Origin of the sequence: Duganella guangzhouensis, assembly GCF_009674535.1 — a bacterium.
In the GTDB taxonomy this organism is placed as follows: domain Bacteria; phylum Pseudomonadota; class Gammaproteobacteria; order Burkholderiales; family Burkholderiaceae_D; genus Rugamonas; species Rugamonas guangzhouensis.
In genome coordinates, this window is record NZ_WKJK01000008.1 from 317,108 (window position 1) to 335,370 (window position 18,263).

18 protein-coding genes are annotated in these 18,263 nt (G+C 63.0%); 2 read left to right on the top strand and 16 right to left on the bottom strand.

The window, feature by feature from the left end:
• The first annotated feature begins 38 nt into the window (after positions 1 to 38).
• Together GJ699_RS17440 and GJ699_RS17445 are read left to right on the top strand one after the other, a co-directional pair.
• Positions 39 to 569, top strand: a complete 531-nt coding sequence (locus tag GJ699_RS17440; protein WP_154378506.1) for a molybdopterin-dependent oxidoreductase — start codon at positions 39 to 41, stop codon at positions 567 to 569.
• 7 nt (positions 570 to 576) lie between these two features.
• Positions 577 to 1,347, top strand: a complete 771-nt coding sequence (locus GJ699_RS17445; protein ID WP_154378508.1) for a glutamine amidotransferase — start codon at positions 577 to 579, stop codon at positions 1,345 to 1,347.
• Here GJ699_RS17445 and GJ699_RS17450 read toward each other — a convergent pair whose 3' ends face one another.
• The 16 genes from GJ699_RS17450 to GJ699_RS17525 form a co-directional block, all read right to left on the bottom strand.
• Complete coding sequence (locus tag GJ699_RS17450; RefSeq protein WP_154378510.1) at positions 1,348 to 2,097, bottom strand: SDR family oxidoreductase; 750 nt, start codon at positions 2,095 to 2,097, stop codon at positions 1,348 to 1,350.
• Positions 2,098 to 2,187: 90 nt separating this feature from the next.
• On the bottom strand, positions 2,188 to 3,114 hold the full coding sequence (locus GJ699_RS17455; RefSeq protein ID WP_154378512.1) for a LysR family transcriptional regulator: 927 nt from the start codon (positions 3,112 to 3,114) through the stop codon (positions 2,188 to 2,190).
• Complete coding sequence (locus GJ699_RS17460) at positions 3,107 to 3,568, bottom strand: YaiI/YqxD family protein (protein WP_154378514.1); 462 nt, start codon at positions 3,566 to 3,568, stop codon at positions 3,107 to 3,109. The genes GJ699_RS17455 and GJ699_RS17460 overlap by 8 nt, the downstream gene beginning before the upstream one ends.
• Positions 3,568 to 4,626, bottom strand: coding sequence for a Holliday junction branch migration DNA helicase RuvB (gene ruvB / locus GJ699_RS17465; RefSeq protein ID WP_154378516.1), 1,059 nt, complete (start codon positions 4,624 to 4,626; stop codon positions 3,568 to 3,570). The genes GJ699_RS17460 and ruvB overlap by 1 nt, the downstream gene beginning before the upstream one ends.
• A 26-nt stretch (positions 4,627 to 4,652) precedes the next feature.
• Positions 4,653 to 5,552: a LysR family transcriptional regulator gene (locus tag GJ699_RS17470; RefSeq protein ID WP_154378518.1), complete on the bottom strand. Its 900-nt coding sequence runs from the start codon at positions 5,550 to 5,552 to the stop codon at positions 4,653 to 4,655.
• Between the two features lie 68 nt (positions 5,553 to 5,620).
• Positions 5,621 to 6,874, bottom strand: coding sequence for a DUF3138 family protein (locus GJ699_RS17475; RefSeq protein ID WP_154378520.1), 1,254 nt, complete (start codon positions 6,872 to 6,874; stop codon positions 5,621 to 5,623).
• Complete coding sequence (locus tag GJ699_RS17480) at positions 6,871 to 7,794, bottom strand: ABC transporter permease (protein WP_154378522.1); 924 nt, start codon at positions 7,792 to 7,794, stop codon at positions 6,871 to 6,873. The genes GJ699_RS17475 and GJ699_RS17480 overlap by 4 nt, the downstream gene beginning before the upstream one ends.
• Positions 7,791 to 8,672: an ABC transporter permease subunit gene (locus tag GJ699_RS17485; RefSeq protein ID WP_154378524.1), complete on the bottom strand. Its 882-nt coding sequence runs from the start codon at positions 8,670 to 8,672 to the stop codon at positions 7,791 to 7,793. Before GJ699_RS17485 ends, GJ699_RS17480 begins: the two co-directional genes overlap by 4 nt.
• 9 nt (positions 8,673 to 8,681) lie before the next feature.
• Positions 8,682 to 9,803 carry an ABC transporter ATP-binding protein gene (locus GJ699_RS17490; protein ID WP_154378526.1) on the bottom strand — a complete coding sequence of 374 codons (1,122 nt, stop codon included), beginning with the start codon at positions 9,801 to 9,803 and terminating at the stop codon, positions 8,682 to 8,684.
• A 25-nt stretch (positions 9,804 to 9,828) separates the two neighbouring features.
• Positions 9,829 to 10,968, bottom strand: coding sequence for a polyamine ABC transporter substrate-binding protein (locus tag GJ699_RS17495; protein WP_229262137.1), 1,140 nt, complete (start codon positions 10,966 to 10,968; stop codon positions 9,829 to 9,831).
• 71 nt (positions 10,969 to 11,039) lie between these two features.
• On the bottom strand, positions 11,040 to 11,378 hold the full coding sequence (locus GJ699_RS17500) for a cupin domain-containing protein (protein WP_154378528.1): 339 nt from the start codon (positions 11,376 to 11,378) through the stop codon (positions 11,040 to 11,042).
• A 13-nt stretch (positions 11,379 to 11,391) separates the two neighbouring features.
• Positions 11,392 to 12,894: an aldehyde dehydrogenase family protein gene (locus GJ699_RS17505; RefSeq protein ID WP_154378530.1), complete on the bottom strand. Its 1,503-nt coding sequence runs from the start codon at positions 12,892 to 12,894 to the stop codon at positions 11,392 to 11,394.
• A 4-nt stretch (positions 12,895 to 12,898) separates the two neighbouring features.
• Positions 12,899 to 13,855: an agmatinase gene (gene speB, locus GJ699_RS17510; protein ID WP_154378532.1), complete on the bottom strand. Its 957-nt coding sequence runs from the start codon at positions 13,853 to 13,855 to the stop codon at positions 12,899 to 12,901.
• 117 nt (positions 13,856 to 13,972) lie between these two features.
• Positions 13,973 to 15,364 (bottom strand): NAD(P)/FAD-dependent oxidoreductase, encoded by a 1,392-nt coding sequence (locus tag GJ699_RS17515; RefSeq protein ID WP_154378534.1) that lies wholly within the window; start codon positions 15,362 to 15,364, stop codon positions 13,973 to 13,975.
• Between the two features lie 104 nt (positions 15,365 to 15,468).
• Positions 15,469 to 16,920, bottom strand: a complete 1,452-nt coding sequence (gene gabD, locus GJ699_RS17520; protein WP_154378536.1) for an NADP-dependent succinate-semialdehyde dehydrogenase — start codon at positions 16,918 to 16,920, stop codon at positions 15,469 to 15,471.
• A gap of 10 nt (positions 16,921 to 16,930) precedes the next feature.
• Complete coding sequence (locus GJ699_RS17525; protein WP_154378538.1) at positions 16,931 to 18,196, bottom strand: 4-aminobutyrate--2-oxoglutarate transaminase; 1,266 nt, start codon at positions 18,194 to 18,196, stop codon at positions 16,931 to 16,933.
• Between the last annotated feature and the right edge of the window lie 67 nt (positions 18,197 to 18,263).

Genomic DNA, 18,263 nt, shown 5'->3' on the forward strand with positions numbered 1-18,263 from the left:
CTATATAACGCTTCTCATCTTTCACTACGGAACCATCCATGAGTTCATTCCTGCCTCGCCTGGTACTGGCCGCCACCCTCGCCTGGGGCGTGAGCGCGCAAGCCCACGACACGCCAGCACCGGCCACGCCGGCGGCCCGGGTGGCGATCGGCGGCGCGGTACAGCAAGCGATATCGCTAAGCGTGGATGATCTGCGCCAGTTCGCGCCGGACCAGATCGTCGAGCTGCGCCTGCCCGGCAAGCAAACCGACGCGCCGGCCAGCGTGCTGAAAGGCGTGCGCCTGCGCGCCGTGCTGGAACGCGCCAAAGTGCTTACGCCGGATCACAACACGGTGAAGAAACTGGCCATCATCGCCAGCGCGAGCGATGGCTACAAGGTGGTCTTCTCGTGGAGCGAATTATTCAACAGTGCGCTGGGCGATGAGGTGCTGGTGTTATTCGAGCGCGATGGCCAGCCGCTGACGGCGGCCGAAGGCCCGCTGGCGCTAATCTCGGGCAAGGACATCCGCACCGGCCCACGCCACGTCAAATGGCTGCAAGCGATCGAAGTGCGGCAAATCGTCGATTAGGAGAACTATGAAAACTGCGCTGGTTTTACGCCATCTGGCTTTTGAAGATCTGGGACTTCTGCAACCAGTCCTGCAACAGGCCGGCTACACCATCCGCTATCTGGAAGCCGGCGTCGATGCGCTGGACGCCGCCCCGCTGGAAGCGGATCTGCTGGTTATCCTGGGCGGGCCGATCTCGGTGTACGACGTCGAGGATTATCCCTGGTTGACCGAAGAAATCCGCTGGATACGCGAACGCCTGCTGGCCGACCGCCCCACCCTCGGCATCTGCCTCGGCGCGCAACTGATGGCCAGGGCGCTGAATGCCAAAGTCTATGGCGGCGGCACCAAGGAAATCGGCTGGGCGCCGTTGCAACGCGGCCGCGAAACCGAAGACACCGCCGGCTTCGACGCCTACCTGGCGCAAACCGGCACCGTGCTGCACTGGCACGGCGACACTTACGACCTGCCGTCCGGCGCCCGTCATATCGCCGCCAGCGCGCTGTATGAAAATCAGGCGTTTGCCTGGGGCGCGCATTGCCTCGCCCTGCAATTCCATCCAGAGTTCGACGCGCGACGACTGGAGCAATGGCTAATCGGACACTGCATGGAAATCGCCGCCACGCCGAACGTCACGCCGGCCAGCCTGCGCACCGACACCGCGCTGCACGCGTCGCAAGCGCGAGCCGCCGCCGAACAATTCTTCTCAACCTGGATCGGCAGCCTGTCTAACTGCCGCTGCAAAACCGCTCCCGCGCAGACGCAGCACGTGATGCAGCGCTGCGCGCGGAATTTTTAGTTACGTGGCTTGCCCGGTCGGCATGACGACCACCTGCTGCAAGTTCACATGCTTGGGCTGGTCCGCCAGGAAGCCCACCACTTCGGCCACGTCCTGCGGTTGCAGGAACGCCATGTTCTCGGCGGCGTTGGCGATCCAGTCCTTGGCGCCCTGGAAGGTCCAGTGGCCCTGCAGCTCGGTCTCGGTGATGCCCGGCTCAATCAGCGACACACGGACATTCTTCGGTCCCAGCTCCGCGCGCAGATGCCGGCTCAAGTGGCTGACATAGGCTTTGGTGCCGCCGTAGACGGCAAAGTAGGGATAGATGTTCTGCGCGGCGATCGACGAGGTATTGACCAGATCCGCTGTGGCGCCCTGCTCCGCGCTCTTGACCAGTTGCGGCACGAAGGCCGAAATCACGCGCATCACGCCGGTGACGTTGAGGTCGATCTGCTGTTCCCAGACTGCGGTTTCGCGCGCCTCGATGGCGCCCGGCAGCATGACGCCAGCGTTATTGAACACCAGATTGGCCGGGCCATAAGCGCTCTCCACCGCAGCGGCGGCCGCATCAACCGATGCCTGGTCGGTGACATCAACCGCCAGCGCCAACGCTTCGCCACCTGCGGCGCGGATTTCATTCACCGCCTGGTCCAGCACCTCTTTACGGCGCGCCAGCAAAGCGACTTTGGCGCCGCGTGCGGCCAGCAGTTTGGCGGTGGCAAGGCCGATGCCGCTCGAAGCACCGGTAATCACAGCAACACGATTGTTCATGGTAGTTCTCCTGTTTGATTAAGCCGGAATATGCCGGCGACAGGTGAACTATAGGCGTGCCCTCACAACCAAAGTAGTGGCAATAAACCGTTACAGTGGCAACTTAAAGTTGATACAGAATTCCTGGCTATTGAGCAGGCGCTCGATGATGAAATCGACAAAGCGCCGCACGCGGCCCGGCATATCGGCCCGCTGCGGGAAGTACAGATAAAAGCCCATGCGCTCGCTGAGGTAGTCCGTCAGCAGCGGTTTCAGCAGTCCGGCGCGGATGGCGGCGCTGGCGTTGATGCTGTCGATCTGGCCGATGCCGATGCCAGCCAGCACGGCATGCATTTCGGTATCGGGATCGTTGCTGAGCAGGACAGGTTGCACGTGATGGAACACCGTCTCACCATCAATCTCAAATTCCCAGGCCATCGGCCGTCCGCTGCCCGGCTGACGATAAGCGGTGCAGCGGTGCGCCACCAAGTCCTGCAAGCTGTCTGGCGCGCCGTGGCGCCGCAGATAGTCCGGCGATGCGCAGACGATTTGCTGGACCGGAAACAGTCGCCGGCTGACGATCTGCGCCTCCGGTGCATTGCCGCCACGGAAGCCGACATCGATGCGGTCATTCACCAGATCGCTGAACGCGTCGTCCTGGATCAGGTCGATCTGGATGCCGGGATACATCAGCTGAAACTCGGCCAGCAACGGCATCAGGATGCGGCGCCCCATGGAGCCGGACGCCGCCACGCGGATCAGGCCCTCATCCTCGCGCGCTGCGCTGCGGACCCGTGCCAATGTGCCGACCACACCGTCCATGCTGGGCTTGATCGATTCCAGCAAGCGCTGCCCCTCTTCGGTCAGTGTGCTGTTGCGTGTGGTGCGGTGGAACAGGCGCACGCCGAGGTGCTGTTCAAACTGGCGAATGGTTTTGCTGACGGCTTGCGGTGTGCTGCCCTGCGCTTCGGCGACCTTGTTGAAGCTGCCCAATTCGGCAGCGCGGATAAAGGTCGAGATCGCGCGCAGTTCATCCATGGCTGCTGCGTTTGTGTCTGGCCAGATGGCGGTCGAGACTGTTGGCGAAGTTCTGGCGGTCGGACTGGCTGAAGGCGGCCGGGCCGCCGGTATCGACGCCGCTGCCGCGCAATTCGTCCATGAAGGCGCGCATGGTCAGCATCTGCGCGATATTGTCGTTGGTGTAGAACTCGCCGCGCGGATTGAGCGCGTGGCCGCCCTTCTTCAACACATCCGACGCCAGCGGGATATCGCCCGTGATCACCAGATCGCCCGGCGCCAGCAGGCGCACGATTTCCTGGTCCGCCACGTCGGCGCCGGACGGCACTTGCACCGAACGGATGAAGCGCGATGGCGGCACGCGTAGCAGTTGGTTGGCCACCAGCGTGACCTGCATCTGCACGCGGTCGGCCACGCGGTAGAGAATTTCCTTGATGACGGCGGGACAGGCGTCGGCGTCCACCCAGATCTGCATTACAGATCGCTCCACAGTTCACCATTGGGATTGGTGCGCGGTGGACTCATGCCAAAGTGCTTGTACGAGGCTGGCGTGGCGACGCGGCCGCGCGGTGTGCGCTGCAGGAAGCCTTGCTGGATCAGATAGGGTTCGAGCACGTCCTCGATGGTGTCGGCGGCTTCGCCGATGGCGGCCGCCAGGTTGCCGATGCCGACCGGGCCGCCGCCGAATTTGTACAGCACCGCTTCCAGCAGCTTGCGGTCCATGACGTCGAAGCCGACGGTGTCGACGTCCAGCATCACCAGCGCGGCGTCGGCCACCGATTTGGTGATGTTGCCATTGCCTTTCACCTCGGCGTAGTCGCGCACACGGCGCAGCAGGCGGTTGGCGATACGCGGCGTGCCACGCGCGCGGCGGGCGATCTCGCGCGCCCCGTCTTCGTCGATTTCAGCTTTGAGCAGCGCGGCGCTACGGCTGACGATCTTGGTCAGCTCTTCGGTGGTGTAGAACTCCAACCGGGCGACGATGCCGAAGCGGTCGCGCAACGGATTGGTCAGCATGCCGGCGCGGGTGGTGGCGCCAACCAGCGTGAACGGCTGCAGATCCAGCTTGACCGAGCGCGCGGCCGGGCCTTCGCCGATCATGATGTCGATCTGGTAGTCTTCCAGCGCCGGATACAGAATCTCTTCGACCACCGGCGACAGGCGGTGGATTTCGTCGATGAACAGGACGTCGTTGGCTTCCAGATTGGTCAGGATCGCCGCCAGGTCGCCGGGACGTTCCAGCACCGGGCCGGAAGTCTGGCGCAGGTTGACGCCCATTTCGCGGGCGATGATGTTGGCCAGCGTGGTTTTACCGAGGCCCGGAGGGCCGAACAGCAGCGTGTGATCCAGCGCCTCCTTGCGCTTGCGGGCGGCGGAGATGAAAATCTCCAGCTGATCGCGGATCTTGGCCTGCCCGACATATTCATCGAGATGCTTGGGCCGCAACGCGCGTTCGATCGCCTCTTCATTGGGAGAGGACGGCGCGGCGTCAATAATGCGCTGCTCGGTAAAATTGTCGGTCTGTATGCTCATACAGCTATTTTACCCTGCCTGCGCGTTCACGCCCCCATGATTGCGCGCAGGTCGGTCATGAAGGCGTCGATGATATCGCTGCGCCGGCTGGAGCGGCGCAAACAGGTATGAATGGTGACCCGGTACGACAGCTCGTCCTCGTTCAGCACCTGCAGCAAGCCTTGCCGCACATACGGCTCGGCGAAGTGCGAAGGCAGGAAGCCGCAATAGCGCCCGGACATGATCAGGATCGCCACCGCCTCCATATTGTCGGCGCGCGCGCCATAGTTTTTCTGGCCGAAGCGACTTTCGAATTCGGGCACCGGATAGCTGCGCCCGATCCACTCATAGTTGCCGACATCCACCGCGCCGATCCGGTCGGCGGTGCCGAACAGCGCATGTCCCTGGCCACAGTAGGCGATCTGGTTTTCCACATACAGCGGCACATACTCCAGTTCCGGCAGCTGGTGCCAGAAATAGCCGATGCCCAGATCCAGCTCGCCGGCCAGCATCTGCTCTTCCAGCTCGTTGGGCGAGCGGTTGAAGATATGGAAGCGCACCGCTTCGTCGCGTTTGCGGAAATGCGCGATCGCCAGTCCCAGCTTGGCGTTGTGGGTCGGGTCGGTGTGGCCGATCAAGCCGATGCGCAGCGAACCACTGAGCTTTTTCTCAATGTTGCGTGCTTCTTCACAAAAATCGGTGACCACATCCAGCATGCGGCGCGCCGCCTGGGCGAAGCGCTCGCCCTTGGGCGTCAGCCGGAAACCGCTGCGGCCGCGCTCACACAGGCGGAAGCCAAGCCGCGCCTCCAGCGTCGACAGCTGGGTGCTGATGGTGGACTGGTTCACATTCAGCACCGCCTGTGCCAGCGACAGGCCGCCAGCGTCGACCACGGCCAGATAGACGCGGATCAGCCGTAAGTCCAGATCGGAGAGGTTGCTCAACATGATGCTCAGTCCAGGAAAGTATTCGCTTGCATTGTCATTCACCGGCAATGCAAGCGTCAAATTTCTGCTTAGAATGTTGCCACTACAGATGCCGCGAGCAAGGTGTTGTTATTGCGGTACTGGTTGTCGCCTGGCTTCAGGAACACGTTCTGGCTGGCGTGATCGTAGCGTCCCTCGAACTTGAACACCACGTTCTCGTTGTAGGCGTAGTTGCCGCCCAAGGTCAGCGCCGAACGGTTGGCGCCGCGCAGCGTGCCGCCGGCATCCGCCACCGCCAGCGCTTCAGGTGATGGTCCCAGACCGTTTCGATAATCGCCGCCATCGTCGCTGAACACGGTGGCGATGGTGCCGCCGCCGTTCTTGTCGTTCTTCAGATAGTCGCCGCGCGCCACCAGTTCCAGTCGCGGCGTGACCTTGTACGCGGCTTGCAGCGACGTGCCGGCCCAGCGCGCATCGCCGCCGTTAAAGGCTTTGTTGCGCCACTGGCCAACGTTGATCTGGCCATTCAACGATACCGCACCGCGCGTGTAAAACGCGTCGCTGGACAGCATGGTCAAGCGCTGGCCCAGGTATTTTCCGAATTGGCCGGTGACGCCAACCCCGCTGAATTCCGAATGCAGATAATCGGTGCGGAACACCACGATCGGGTCATGCTCACGGTCCGACTGGCTGGACTTGTTCATGTTCGCCACCAGCACCTTGGTGGTCCACGCATCCACCACCGCCTCCACACCGGCGCCGACGTAGTAGCTTGGCTGGGTGAAGTCGAACAGCAGATTGTGCGTCACCAGCTTGGTCTGGTGCGCCAGGAAGTATTCGTAGCCGGTGAAGTCGGCAAACTGGCCGGCCAGCATGCGCACGTTCTTGTCTTCCAGCGGAATCGTGACCGTGGCCTCGTGGATGATAGAGCCGAGGTTCATCGACGAACTGGCGCTCTTGTGCGGCACCAGCTGCAAGTGCCACTTGGTGCCGTTTTCGGTTTCCTTGTCGAAGGCCAGCATGGCCATGCCGAAGAAGGAGTTATCGAAGGCGTAGGTCGAATCCTGGCCGGCGCCGCTGCGATCCACGCCATCAAAGTTGTTCAGGAAGTTGAAGCCGGCGCTGCGGCGGTTGCCGCTGGCGATGAAGGTCGGGTCGATCATGCCACTGATTTTCAGACCGGCGAAACCGGCATCGCTGTGCGCCGTTTCCATGCCATCCAGCTTGACCTGCATGCGCGCGATGTCGGCGCGCAGTTCTTCGATTTCACTCTTCTGGTCCTGCGCACAGGCCAGCAGCGGCAGCGCGCACACCACGGCTGCCATCAGTTGATTGCGTTTCATGTCGTCTCCTTGATGAGTTGTTGTTCTTGTGCCGGCCGCGCCGCGCCTACGCCTACGGCGGCGGTCGGGCGGGACGGCTTGGCGGCCGCCCCCGTGGCGGCGTCACGGATGCGCGCCTCGCGCTGGCGCTGACGGCGCAGCCGCGCTTCGTACAGTGCCGACAGCACCACGCAGGCCGTCACCACGAACACGGTGGCAGCCGCCGCCGCGTTGACAGTCGGGTTCAGGCCGAACTTGGCGCGCGAGAAGATCACCACCGGCATGGTGGTCGCGCCGGGACCGGCCAGGAAGGCGGAAATCACCACGTCGTCAAACGACAGCGTGAACGTCAGCAGAAAGGCCGAGACCAGCGACGGCACGATCAGCGGCAGCGTGATATGCCAGAACACCGCCAGCGGCCGCGCGCCCAGATCCTGCGCCGCCTCTTCCAGCGAGATATTCAGCTCGCGCAGGCGCGAGGCCACCACCACCGCCGCATAGGCCATGCCCAGCTGGGTATGGCCGAGCAGGATGGTCTTCATGTCGCGGCCACCGAAACCGGTCAGATCCTGCACCATCACCAGCAGCAGCATCACCGACAGCGCGACGATCACCTCCGGCATCACCAGCGGCATATTCAGCATGCTCTCGAACAGCATGCGGCCACGGAACCGCTTGTAGCGCACCACCACCATCGCCGCCATGGTGCCCAGCACCACCGACAGCAGCGCGCACAGGAAGGCCACTTTCAGCGACAGCAGCAGGCCGTCGATCAACTCCTGGTCGTGCAGCAGCGACTGATACCACTTGATCGAAAACTGCGACCACACTGTCACCAGGGTCGACTCGTTAAACGAAAACACCACCAGCGATACGATGGGCAGATAGAGGAACAGGTACACCAGTCCCATCCAGCCACGGGTCAGATACTTCGTCATCATTTCGCCCTCTGGTATTTGTTGAAGATCGCCATCGGGCCGAGAATCAGCAGGATCATCACGGCGGCAACCGCCGACGCCATGGCCCAGTCGTTATTGCCGAAGAATTCATCCCACAGCACGCGGCCTATCATCAGCGTTTCCGGACCACCCAGCAGCTCGGGAATCACGTATTCACCGATCGACGGGATAAACACCAGCATCGAGCCGGCGACGATGCCGTTCATCGACAGCGGCACGGTGATGCGCCAGAACGCCTGCCACGGCGTGGCGCCCAGATCCAGCGCCGCTTCCAGCAGCCGCAAATCCATCTTCTGCAGCGTGGTGTACAGCGGCAGTATCATGAACGGCAGATAGGTATAGACCATGCCCAAGGTCAGCGAGAATGGCGTGTTCAGCATGTGGATCGGCTCATGGATCAGGCCCATGCTCATCATCACGTTGTTGAATACGCCGTTATTGGCCAGCAGCCCTTTCCACGAGTAGATGCGGATCAGGAACGAGGTCCAGAACGGCAGCATCACCGCCATCAGCAGCGATGGACGCAGCGATTCCGGCGAACGCGCCATGAAGTAAGCGAACGGATAGGCGATCGCCAGGCACAGCACGGTGTTCAGCGTGGCGAACTTCAGCGACGACAGATACGCCTCGATGTACAGCGCATCAGTCAGCAGGAACAGGTATTTGTTCAGATCGACGCGTACATTCAGCACGCCCTGCGCCACCGACCAGGGCGGAATCAGCTTCGCCACATCCATCTGCGAGATACTGAACTGCAGGATGATCAGCGCCGGCACGGCGGTCATCACCAGCAGCCAGACAAAAGGCAGCCCCAGCACCAGCCGGCGTCCGGCCTGGTGCTTCAAACGTTGAGTCAACATACCGCCTCCTTAGCGCGTGACGACGACCATGGCGTCGTCGCTCCAGTGCAGATACACCTGGTCGCCCGGATTGAATCCGAGGTCGTCATGGCGGTAATGGTTCAGGTGCGTGACCTTGAGGCGCTGGCCGTCGTTCAGGCGCACGTGGAACACGGTCAGGTTGCCATAGTAGGACAGCTCCTCCACCGCGCCCGGCACCGTGTTGTAAGGCTTGGCCACCGGCTGGCGCGACAGCGAGATTTTTTCCGGCCGCAGCGCGATGCCGGCTTGCGATCCGCGCGGCGCCGCCACGCCACGGCCGACGTAAATCGGACCGCTGGCGGTGTCGATGATGGTGTGGTCGGCATGGTCTTCCGTCACCGTGCCCTCCAGCAGATTGACGCTGCCGATGAAGTCCGCCACGAAGCGGCAATTCGGCGACTCGTAGATATCCTCCGGCGTGCCGACCTGCAGGAACTGGCCCTCGCTCATGATGGCGATGCGCGATGCCATCGTCATCGCCTCTTCCTGATCGTGGGTCACCATCACGCAGGTGACGCCGACACGGTGGATGATGCTGACCAGTTCGAGCTGCGTTTGCTCGCGCAGCTTTTTGTCCAGCGCTCCCAGTGGTTCATCCAGCAGCAGCAACTGCGGCCGCTTGGCCAGCGAACGCGCCAGCGCCACGCGCTGCTGCTGGCCGCCGGACAGCTGGTGCGGCTTGCGAGTGGCGAACTTCTCCAGCTGCACCAATCGCAGATTATCTTCCACGCGCTCGGTGATTTCCTTGGCCGGCAGGCCATCGCGACGCAGGCCGAAGGCGATGTTGTCCCACACCGTCATGTGCGGGAACAGCGCGTAGGACTGGAACATCATGTTGATCGGCCGGTCATACGGCGGCAGACTGGTGATGTCCTGACCCGCCAGCTGAATCCGGCCGGAGCTCGGCGTTTCAAAGCCGGCCAGCATGCGCAGCAAGGTCGACTTGCCGCAGCCGGAGCTGCCCAGCAGGGCGAAGATCTCGCCCTTTTTCACCTGCAGGCTGATGTTGTTAACCGCCGTGGTGCCGTTATCAAAGACCTTGCTGACGCCTTCAATCGACAGGAATTGTGATTCGTTGGGCAAAGCGCTGCCCTGGCTTGTTGCAGCCATGATGATTCTCCTCGAAAGCGTCAGTTCAGACGCCGGTCTTGAACTTGGTGTACAGGCGGGTCACGGTGCGGCGCACATCGGCGCCAACGGCGTCGGGCACCACCATTTTCTTGGTGTCGTCCGGGGTCAGGAACACGGTCTTGTTCTGTACCAGTTGCGGCTTGACGTACTTCAGCGATTCTTTATTCGCGTTGGCGTACAACACCTTGTTGGTGATGGCCGCGTGCACTTCAGGACGCAGAATGTAGTTCATCCACAGGTGGGCGTTGTGCGGGTGCGGAGCGTCGGCCGGAATCGCCATCGATTCAAAGGTCAGGATGCCGCCGTTGTTGGGGATCAGCGCTTCGATGTGCTGGCCGGTCTTGTTGTCGATGGCACGCTGGCGGGCCACGTTGAAGTCGCCGGACCAGCCGACCGCCACGCAGATCGAGCCATTGGCCATGTCGTTGATGTAGCCGGTGGTGGAGAACAGCGTCACGTAGGGACGAATCGCTTGCAGGTGGGTGTAGGCTTCCTGATAGTCGGCCGGGTTCTTGCTGTAGGGGTTCTTGCCCATGGCGTGCAGGGCGGCGGGGAACAGTTCGGAAGCGGAATCCAGGATCGACACGCCGCAGGACTTCAGCTTGGACGCGTACTCCGGCTTGAACACCAGATCCCAGGCATTCTCCGGCATCGGCGTATTGCCCAGCGCGGCCTTGACCTTGTCGACGTTGATGCCGATGGTGGTGAAGCCCCACAGCCAGCTGACCAGATACTGGTTGCCCGGATCGACCTGCGCCATCTGCGCTTGCAGCACCGGATCGAGGTTCTTCAGATTCGGCAGCTGGCTCTTGTCGATCTTCTGCATCAGGCCACCGGCGATCTGCATCTTGGCCCATGGCGACGATGGCACCACGATGTCATAGCCGGTCTTGCCGCCGACCAGTTTAGCGTGCAGCACCTCGTTGGTGTCGAACACGTCGTAGCGTACCTTGATGCCGTATTCTTTTTCGAAGTTGGTGATGACTTCCGGCGCGATGTATTCCGCGAAGTTGTAGATGTTGAGGACTTTTTCTTCTTCGGCGCGGGCGGTGCCGGTGCCGGTCAGCGCCAGCGCGGTCAGTGCCGCCAGCAGTGGTGCACGCCAGGCGCTACGTCGGGATGTGGTCATGTGGTTCGCTTCCATGTGGGTGTCTCCTGATTGGTTTTTTGTGCAAACAACGTGGCTGCGGCGCCCGCAGGCGCCGCATGGCCGGTTTACTCCAGCGTCACATAGAATTTTTTGGCGTCGGCGATGGTGATCCAGCGGCCGGCGAAACCTTTCGGCAGAATGTAGCCCTGGCCGGCGCCGAATTCCTTGCGGCTGCCCTGCTCGTCGATCAGCGCGACCTGGCCTTCGATGATCCAGCACGCTTCGTCGTACGGCATGGCCGGGAATTCCACCTCGCCCGGCTTGCCTTCCCACAGGCCGACGCCGTAGGCGCTGTTGCTACCGCTGGACGCGCGCCAATCCGCTTCGTCCATGCCGTAATCCAGCTTCTGGAATTGGGCGATGCCGCCGTTGATGGCGATGATGTCTGCTACAGTCTTGCTCATGTTTGCTCCCGATTTAAGCGTTTTTAAGAACTTGTTTCATTTCCTGATAGGCGCGCACACCGGCGACGCCCAGCTCGCGGCCAATGCCGCTGCGTTTGAATCCTCCCCACGAGGTGCCGGGGAAAATGATTTGCGGTGTGTTGATCCACACCAGGCCCGTTTGCAGCGCCTCGGACATGGCGGCCGCCGCCGCGCTGTCCTCGGTCACCACGGTGGCGACCAGACCGTATTCGCTGTCGTTGGCCACATGTACCGCTTCGTCATTGGTGGCGAAACGGCGCACGCAGGCGATCGGGCCAAAGATCTCTTCATTCCACAGCGGATGGCTGCGCGGCACGTCCGCGTACAGATGCGGCGCCACGTAGTAGCCATGGCTGGCGTCATCCGGCAGGCTGCCTTCCGCCACCGGACGCAGGCCATCGGCGCGCGCCTGGGCGATGTAGGACAGCACTTTGTCCTGCTGGCGCGCGCTGATCACCGGCCCCATATTGGCGCCGCCATGCTGCGGGCCGCCGACCTTGAGGTTGGCGATTGCCTCCTTCATGCGCAGGATGAAATCGGTGTAGACACTGTCGTGCACCAGAATGCGCGAAGTGGCGGAGCACATCTGGCCGGCGTTGCAGAACGCGCCGCCTATCGCCAGATCGACCGCCAGTTGCAGGTTGGCGTCGGCGCACACGATCAGCGCCGACTTGCCGCCCAGTTCCAGGCTGACGCGCGCCATGCGATCCGCGCAGTCGCGCATCACGGCGGCGCCAACGGCGGTGCTGCCGGTGAACGATACCTTGGCGACGCCCGGATGCTGGACCAGCGCGCGGCCGGTGTCGGCGGCGCCGAACACCAGATTCAGCACGCCCGGCGGCAGGCCGGCTTCGTGGATCAGACCCGCCAACGCCAGTTCGGCCACCGGCGTCAGCTCGCTCGGCTTGAGGACGATGGTGCAGCCGGCCGCCAGCGCCGCCGCCACTTTCCAGGCGGTGGTCACCATCGGGAAATTCCACGGCACGATCAGACCGGCCACGCCCACGGCTTCGTAATTCATTTGCGCGTGGTAGCCGCTGACGCCGATGTCCAATTCATCCGACTGCAGGTTCTTCATGCCGGCGCACAGATCGCCGTAGTAGCGGAAGACGTTGATCACGTCCAGCACATCCACTTCCGCCTCGCCAGCGGGCTTGCCGTTGTTGGCCACTTGCAGCGCGGCCAGCGTGTCGTGCGCTTCTTCGATGCGGTCGGCGATGGCGCGCAGCACGCGGGCGCGCTCCAGCCGGTTACGCGCTTTCCATGCAGGCAGCGCCTGCTGCGCGGCCTGCACCGCGCGTTCCACCTGAGCGGCGGCGGCGGCGTTGAATTCGGCGATGGCGCCACCGGTGGCAGGATTCAGCACGATCTGCTGCGCGCCCTTGCCGGATTCAAAACTGCCGGCGATCAGCGCGCCGGGTAGCACCAGCGCCGCGCCGGTGGATAAAGCGGCGGCGAGGTCGCCGGCGTTGGTTGGGTAGTCGTAGGTATTCATGGGATTATCGGTATTTCACGCCGGGCAGTACGCACAGCATTTCAAAAGCCAGATTGGCGCCCAGCAGCGCAGTGACACCGGCGTTGTCATAAGGCGGCGCGACTTCCACCACATCGCAGCCGACGATGTTCAGGCCGCGCATGCCGCGCACGATCTCCAGTCCCTGCGAGACGCTCAGGCCACCGATTTCGGGCGTGCCGGTGCCAGGTGCGAAAGCGGGATCGATGCCATCGACGTCAAAGGTCAGGTACACCGGACGGTCGCCAACGCGTTCGCGCACTTCGGCCATCAACGGCACCAGCGAGCGGTTCCAGCACTCTTCCACCTGCACCACGCGGAAGCCCTGGTCGCGGCACCAGTCGAAATCCTCGGCCGCGTAGCCGGTGCCGCGCAGGCCGATCTGGGTCACGTAATGCGGTTGCAGCAAGCCCTCTTCCACCGCGCGGCGGAACGGCGTGCCGTGGGCGATTTTTTCACCGAACATGGTGTCGTTGACGTCGGCGTGGGCGTCGATGTGCACCATCGCCACCGGGCCATGCTTGCGGGCGATGGCGCGCAGGATCGGCAGCGTGACGGTATGGTCGCCGCCCAGCGAGATCGGCACACAATCGTGTTCCAGAATCGCGTCGTAAGCGCGCTCGATGCGGGTGATCGAATCGGCCAGGTTATAGGGATTAATGGCGACGTCGCCGATGTCCGCTACTTGCAGCGAATCGAACGGCGCGGCGCGGGTGGCCATGTTGTATGGACGCAGCAGCGACGATTCGCTGCGCACCTGGCGCGGGCCATAACGCGCGCCGCTGCGGTTGGAGGTGCCAAGGTCAAACGGGATGCCGACAAAGCAGGCATCCAGACCCTGGGCGCTGGCCGCGTGCGGCAGGCGCATCATGGTGGCGATGCCGCCGCTGCGCGGCATGTCATTGCCGCCCAAGGGCTGATTGAAAATAGCTTGCTCTTGCATGATGTATGCACTTTCTTATCGGTATGGAGAAATCTTAATTCGCGGACGCGCCGGCAAAAATACACATCTCGCGAAGTAAACATTGATGCGGCCGAAGCAAAGCCCGGCCGCCGCCGATTACATCGGGAAGCCCAGCTTCTTGATGCCGTCGATCCACATGCGCTTCCAGCCGCCCTGCTCGTCGGCGCCGTCAAAAGCGTGGAAGGTGATCTTGGCGCCGGCCCAGCGCAGCGGCTCTGGCGGGATCCAGTTCGGGCCTTGGGTGGAGATGTCGAGCTTGCGCTCGGGGGTGTCGCGGTCGAACAGAATGTTGAGGCCCATCAGCGCGCCGAAGCGGCTGCCGGCCACGCCGAAACCGGTGTAGCCGGCGACGTAGACCACTTTCTCGTTGAAGTAACGGCGCGCGAACACGGCGCCGCGCGAACAGTAATCGATAGGACCACCCCAGGCGTGCGAAAAACCAACGTCGCGCAACTGCGGGAAGGTTTTGTAGAACACTTCGCCCAGCTTGTAGTAGGTGGATTCCTCACGGTCCGCCGCCGGGTTGTTATTGCCCTTGAAGTGGTAGCTGACCAAACCGCCGAAGATGATGCGGTTGTCCTTGGTCAGGCGATAGTAGTTGAGCTGGGTGCGGGTGTCGTAGATGCCCTGGCGATTCTTCCAGCCGATACGCGACAGCTGTTCGGCGCTCAGCGGCTGCGTGGCCAGCACGTGGTCGCGCACCTGCATCACGCGAGTGCTGATGTCGGGGATGCCAACCGAGGCGGTGCCGGTGCCCAGCAATACGCGCTTGGTTTTGATGCGGCCGGCCTGGGTGTGGACGATCATGTAGTCGCCGCAGTCTTCCCATTTCGTCAGCGGCGTCAGTTCGTACAGCCGCACGCCCAGTTTCAGCGCGGCGGCTTTCAGCCCCCACGCCATCTTGGCCGGATGGACGATGCCGCTGCGGTCGCGCGACCACATGGCGCCGGCGTACAGCGGCGAGCCAAGTTGTTCTTGTGCTTCCTGGCGGTTCAGCAGCACCACATTGTGGCCATGCTGCTTGTGCAGTTCGAAGTCTTCACGCAGATGCGGCAGGTGGCGGTCTTCGACGGCGACCGTCATCTCGCCATTCCATTCGAGGTCGGCGTCGATGCCGTAGCGCGCCACGGTCTCTTTGAAGCCGTCCAGATTGGTGTGGCCGAATTGTTCGAGGATGTCCAGGTCTTTGGGGAACACGCGGGTGGCGTTGGGCAGGCCGTGCATCACCGAGGTGGAGATGATGCCGCCGGCGCGGCCGGAGGCGCCGTAAGCGACTTTGCCGGCTTCGATCACCACCACATCCAGATGTGGCATCAGTTCCTTGGCCTGCACTGCGGCCCACAGGCCGGTGAAGCCACCGCCGACGATCAGCAGGTCGGCGCTGGTGGGGCCGATCAGTTCGCGCTCGACTTCCGGCGCGGCCGGATTGTCCAGCCAGTAGGGGAACAGCTTTACATCCTTGAAACTTTTTTTAATATGGTCCGTCATCACTGCGTCCTTCTTTTTATGTCTCCAGTGATAACAGTCTAGCCGGGCCGCCACCAGAGAAAAATAACGCAGTTGCTATCTTCACTTTGATGGCGGCCAAGGTATTACTGGATGCCGAGGCAGATGTATTTCACCACCAGGTAATCCTCGATACCATACTTCGAACCCTCGCGGCCCAGACCGGACTGCTTGACGCCGCCAAACGGCGCCACCTCATTCGAGATAATGCCCGTATTGACGCCGACCATGCCGCATTCCAGCGCTTCCGCCACCCGCCACACGCGGCCGATGTCGCGCGAATAGAAGTAGCTGGCCAGGCCGAATTCGGTATCGTTGGCCTGCTGGATCACCTCGGTCTCGGTGTGGAAGCGGAACAACGGCGCCAGCGGGCCGAAGGTTTCCTCGCCGGCCACCTGCATCTGCGGCGTGACGTCGGTCAGCACGGTGGGCTGGAAGAACGAGCCGCCCAGCGCATGGCGTTGGCCGCCGGTCAGCACGCGCGCGCCTTTGGCGATGGCGTCGGCCACATGTTCTTCAACTTTCTTAACCGCCTTCTGGTCGATCAGCGGGCCTTGGGTGACGCCTTGCTCCATGCCGTCGCCAACCTTGAGCGCGTCCACCGCGCTGGCCAGCTTGGCGGCGAAGGCGTCGTACACGCCGTCCTGCACGTAGATGCGGTTGGCGCAGACGCAGGTCTGGCCGGCATTGCGGAACTTGGAAGCCAGCGCGCCCTGCACCGCCGCGTCCAGATCGGCATCGTCAAACACAATGAACGGCGCGTTGCCGCCCAGTTCCAGCGAAACCTTCTTCACCGTTGGCGCGCACTGCTGCATCAGCAGCTTGCCGATGGCGGTGGAGCCGGTGAAGCTCAGCTTGCGCACCAGCGGATTGGCGGTCAGCTCGCCGCCGATGGCGCGGGCGTCTCCGGTAACCACGTTCAGCAAACCTGGCGGCAGACCGGCGCGATTGGCCAGCTCGGCCAGCGCCAGCGCGGTGAACGGCGTCAGCTCGGATGGCTTGACGATGATCGGGCAACCCGCCGCCAGCGCCGGGCCGACTTTGCGGGTGATCATCGCGGCTGGGAAGTTCCATGGCGTGATGGCGGCGCAGACGCCGATCGCTTCCTTGGTGACGACGATGCGGCGGTCTTCCCATGGTGATGGCAGCGTGTCGCCGGCCACGCGCTTGGCTTCTTCGGCAAACCATTCGATGAACGAGGCGGCGTAGGCGATTTCGCCTTGCGCCTCGGCCAACGGCTTGCCCTGCTCGGCCGTCATGATGATGGCCAGATCGTCGGCGTTGGCCATGATCAGGTTGTACCAGTTGCGCAGCACGGTGCCGCGCTGCTTGCCGGTTTTGGCTTTCCAGCCGGCCCAGGCACGGTTGGCGGCGACGATGGCGCGGCGCGTGTCGTCAGCCCCCATATTCGGCACCGAGCCGAGGAAGGCGCCGGTGGCCGGGTTGGTGACTTCGATCACGCGGCCATCCTGCGCAGCGCAGAAAGCGCCGTCGATAAAGGCTTGCTGCTTGAGCAGGCTGTTGTCTTTTAATTGCATGTGTTTCTCCTTAGGCTCGCAGTGCCGCGTCCAGAATCGCCAGCGCTTCGGTCATCACGCTGTCTTCGATGGTCAACGGGAACAGGAAACGCACCACGTTGCTGTGCACACCGCAGGTCAGCAACAGCAGACCTTTTTCCAGCGCTACGCGCTGAACTTTTTTGGTGAAGTCCGGGTCCGGCTTGCCGCTGGCCGGGTCGTTGAATTCCACCGCCACCATGGAGCCGAGACCACGCACGTCGGCAATGTGCGGCACGCTGGCGCGGACTTCGTTCAGCATGGCTTGCAGCTGATCGCCCAGACGGTTGGAACGATCCAGCAGCTTTTCGTCGTCGATCACGTCCAGCACGGCGTGGGCCGAGGCCACCGCCAGCGGATTGCCGGCGTAGGTGCCACCCAGACCGCCCGGCGCCGGCGCGTCCATCACTTCGGCGCGGCCGCAGACCGCCGCCAACGGCATGCCGCCGGCCAAGCTCTTGGCCATGGTGGTCAGATCCGGCGCGACGTCGTAGTGCTGCATGGCGAACAGCTTGCCGGTACGGGCGAAGCCGGTCTGCACTTCGTCGGCGATCAGCAGGATGCCGTGGTCGTCGCAGATCTTGCGCAGCGCGCGCATCAGCTCTGGCGGCGTTACGTAGAAACCGCCCTCGCCTTGCACCGGCTCGATAATGATGGCGGCCACGCGTTTGGGGTCGATATCGGCGCGGAACAGCTGGGCGATGGCGTCCAGCGAGTCCTGCACGGTCACGCCATGCAGCTCGACCGGGAACGGTACGTGGTAAGTCTCGCCGGGGAATGGGCCGAAACCGACTTTGTACGGTACTACTTTGCCGGTCAGCGCCATGCCCATCATGGTGCGGCCGTGGAAGCCGCCGCTGAAGGCGATCACACCGCTGCGGCCGGTGTGGGCGCGAGCGATCTTGATGGCGTTTTCGACCGCTTCGGCGCCGGTCGAGAACAGCGCGGTTTTCTTGGCGAAGTCGCCGGCCGCCAGCGCGTTGATGCGCTCGGCCAGCGCGACGTAGCTTTCGTACGGGACGATCTGGTAGGCGGTGTGGGTGAAGTGCTGCAGCTGTTCCTGGATCGCGGCGACCAGGCGTGGGTGGCAGTGGCCGGTGTTCAGCACGGCGATGCCGCTGGCGAAGTCGATGAAGCGGCGGCCTTCGACGTCCCACAGTTCGGCGTTTTTGGCGCGTTGCGCGTAGAAGTCGCACATCACTCCGACGCCGCGCGGGGTGGCGGCGTTTTTGCGGGCTTGCAGGTCGGCGTTTTTCATTTTGGGGTCTCCAGTGGGTTTCTCAGTGGGACCACTGTAAAATAGCGCGGACTCATGGCATAGAGCC

Excerpts from the sequence above, each read along its gene's own strand:
- GJ699_RS17440 (WP_154378506.1), top strand. The coding sequence starts at position 39 with ATGAGTTCATTCCTGCCTCGCCTGGTACTGGCCGCCACCCTCGCCTGG.
- GJ699_RS17445 (WP_154378508.1), top strand. The coding sequence starts at position 577 with ATGAAAACTGCGCTGGTTTTACGCCATCTGGCTTTTGAAGATCTGGGA.
- GJ699_RS17450 (WP_154378510.1), bottom strand. The coding sequence starts at position 2,097 with ATGAACAATCGTGTTGCTGTGATTACCGGTGCTTCGAGCGGCATCGGC.
- GJ699_RS17455 (WP_154378512.1), bottom strand. The coding sequence starts at position 3,114 with ATGGATGAACTGCGCGCGATCTCGACCTTTATCCGCGCTGCCGAATTG.
- GJ699_RS17460 (WP_154378514.1), bottom strand. The coding sequence starts at position 3,568 with ATGCAGATCTGGGTGGACGCCGACGCCTGTCCCGCCGTCATCAAGGAA.
- ruvB (WP_154378516.1), bottom strand. The coding sequence starts at position 4,626 with ATGAGCATACAGACCGACAATTTTACCGAGCAGCGCATTATTGACGCC.
- GJ699_RS17470 (WP_154378518.1), bottom strand. The coding sequence starts at position 5,552 with ATGTTGAGCAACCTCTCCGATCTGGACTTACGGCTGATCCGCGTCTAT.
- GJ699_RS17475 (WP_154378520.1), bottom strand. The coding sequence starts at position 6,874 with ATGAAACGCAATCAACTGATGGCAGCCGTGGTGTGCGCGCTGCCGCTG.
- GJ699_RS17480 (WP_154378522.1), bottom strand. The coding sequence starts at position 7,794 with ATGATGACGAAGTATCTGACCCGTGGCTGGATGGGACTGGTGTACCTG.
- GJ699_RS17485 (WP_154378524.1), bottom strand. The coding sequence starts at position 8,672 with ATGTTGACTCAACGTTTGAAGCACCAGGCCGGACGCCGGCTGGTGCTG.
- GJ699_RS17490 (WP_154378526.1), bottom strand. The coding sequence starts at position 9,803 with ATGGCTGCAACAAGCCAGGGCAGCGCTTTGCCCAACGAATCACAATTC.
- GJ699_RS17495 (WP_229262137.1), bottom strand. The coding sequence starts at position 10,968 with ATGGAAGCGAACCACATGACCACATCCCGACGTAGCGCCTGGCGTGCA.
- GJ699_RS17500 (WP_154378528.1), bottom strand. The coding sequence starts at position 11,378 with ATGAGCAAGACTGTAGCAGACATCATCGCCATCAACGGCGGCATCGCC.
- GJ699_RS17505 (WP_154378530.1), bottom strand. The coding sequence starts at position 12,894 with ATGAATACCTACGACTACCCAACCAACGCCGGCGACCTCGCCGCCGCT.
- speB (WP_154378532.1), bottom strand. The coding sequence starts at position 13,855 with ATGCAAGAGCAAGCTATTTTCAATCAGCCCTTGGGCGGCAATGACATG.
- GJ699_RS17515 (WP_154378534.1), bottom strand. The coding sequence starts at position 15,364 with ATGACGGACCATATTAAAAAAAGTTTCAAGGATGTAAAGCTGTTCCCC.
- gabD (WP_154378536.1), bottom strand. The coding sequence starts at position 16,920 with ATGCAATTAAAAGACAACAGCCTGCTCAAGCAGCAAGCCTTTATCGAC.
- GJ699_RS17525 (WP_154378538.1), bottom strand. The coding sequence starts at position 18,196 with ATGAAAAACGCCGACCTGCAAGCCCGCAAAAACGCCGCCACCCCGCGC.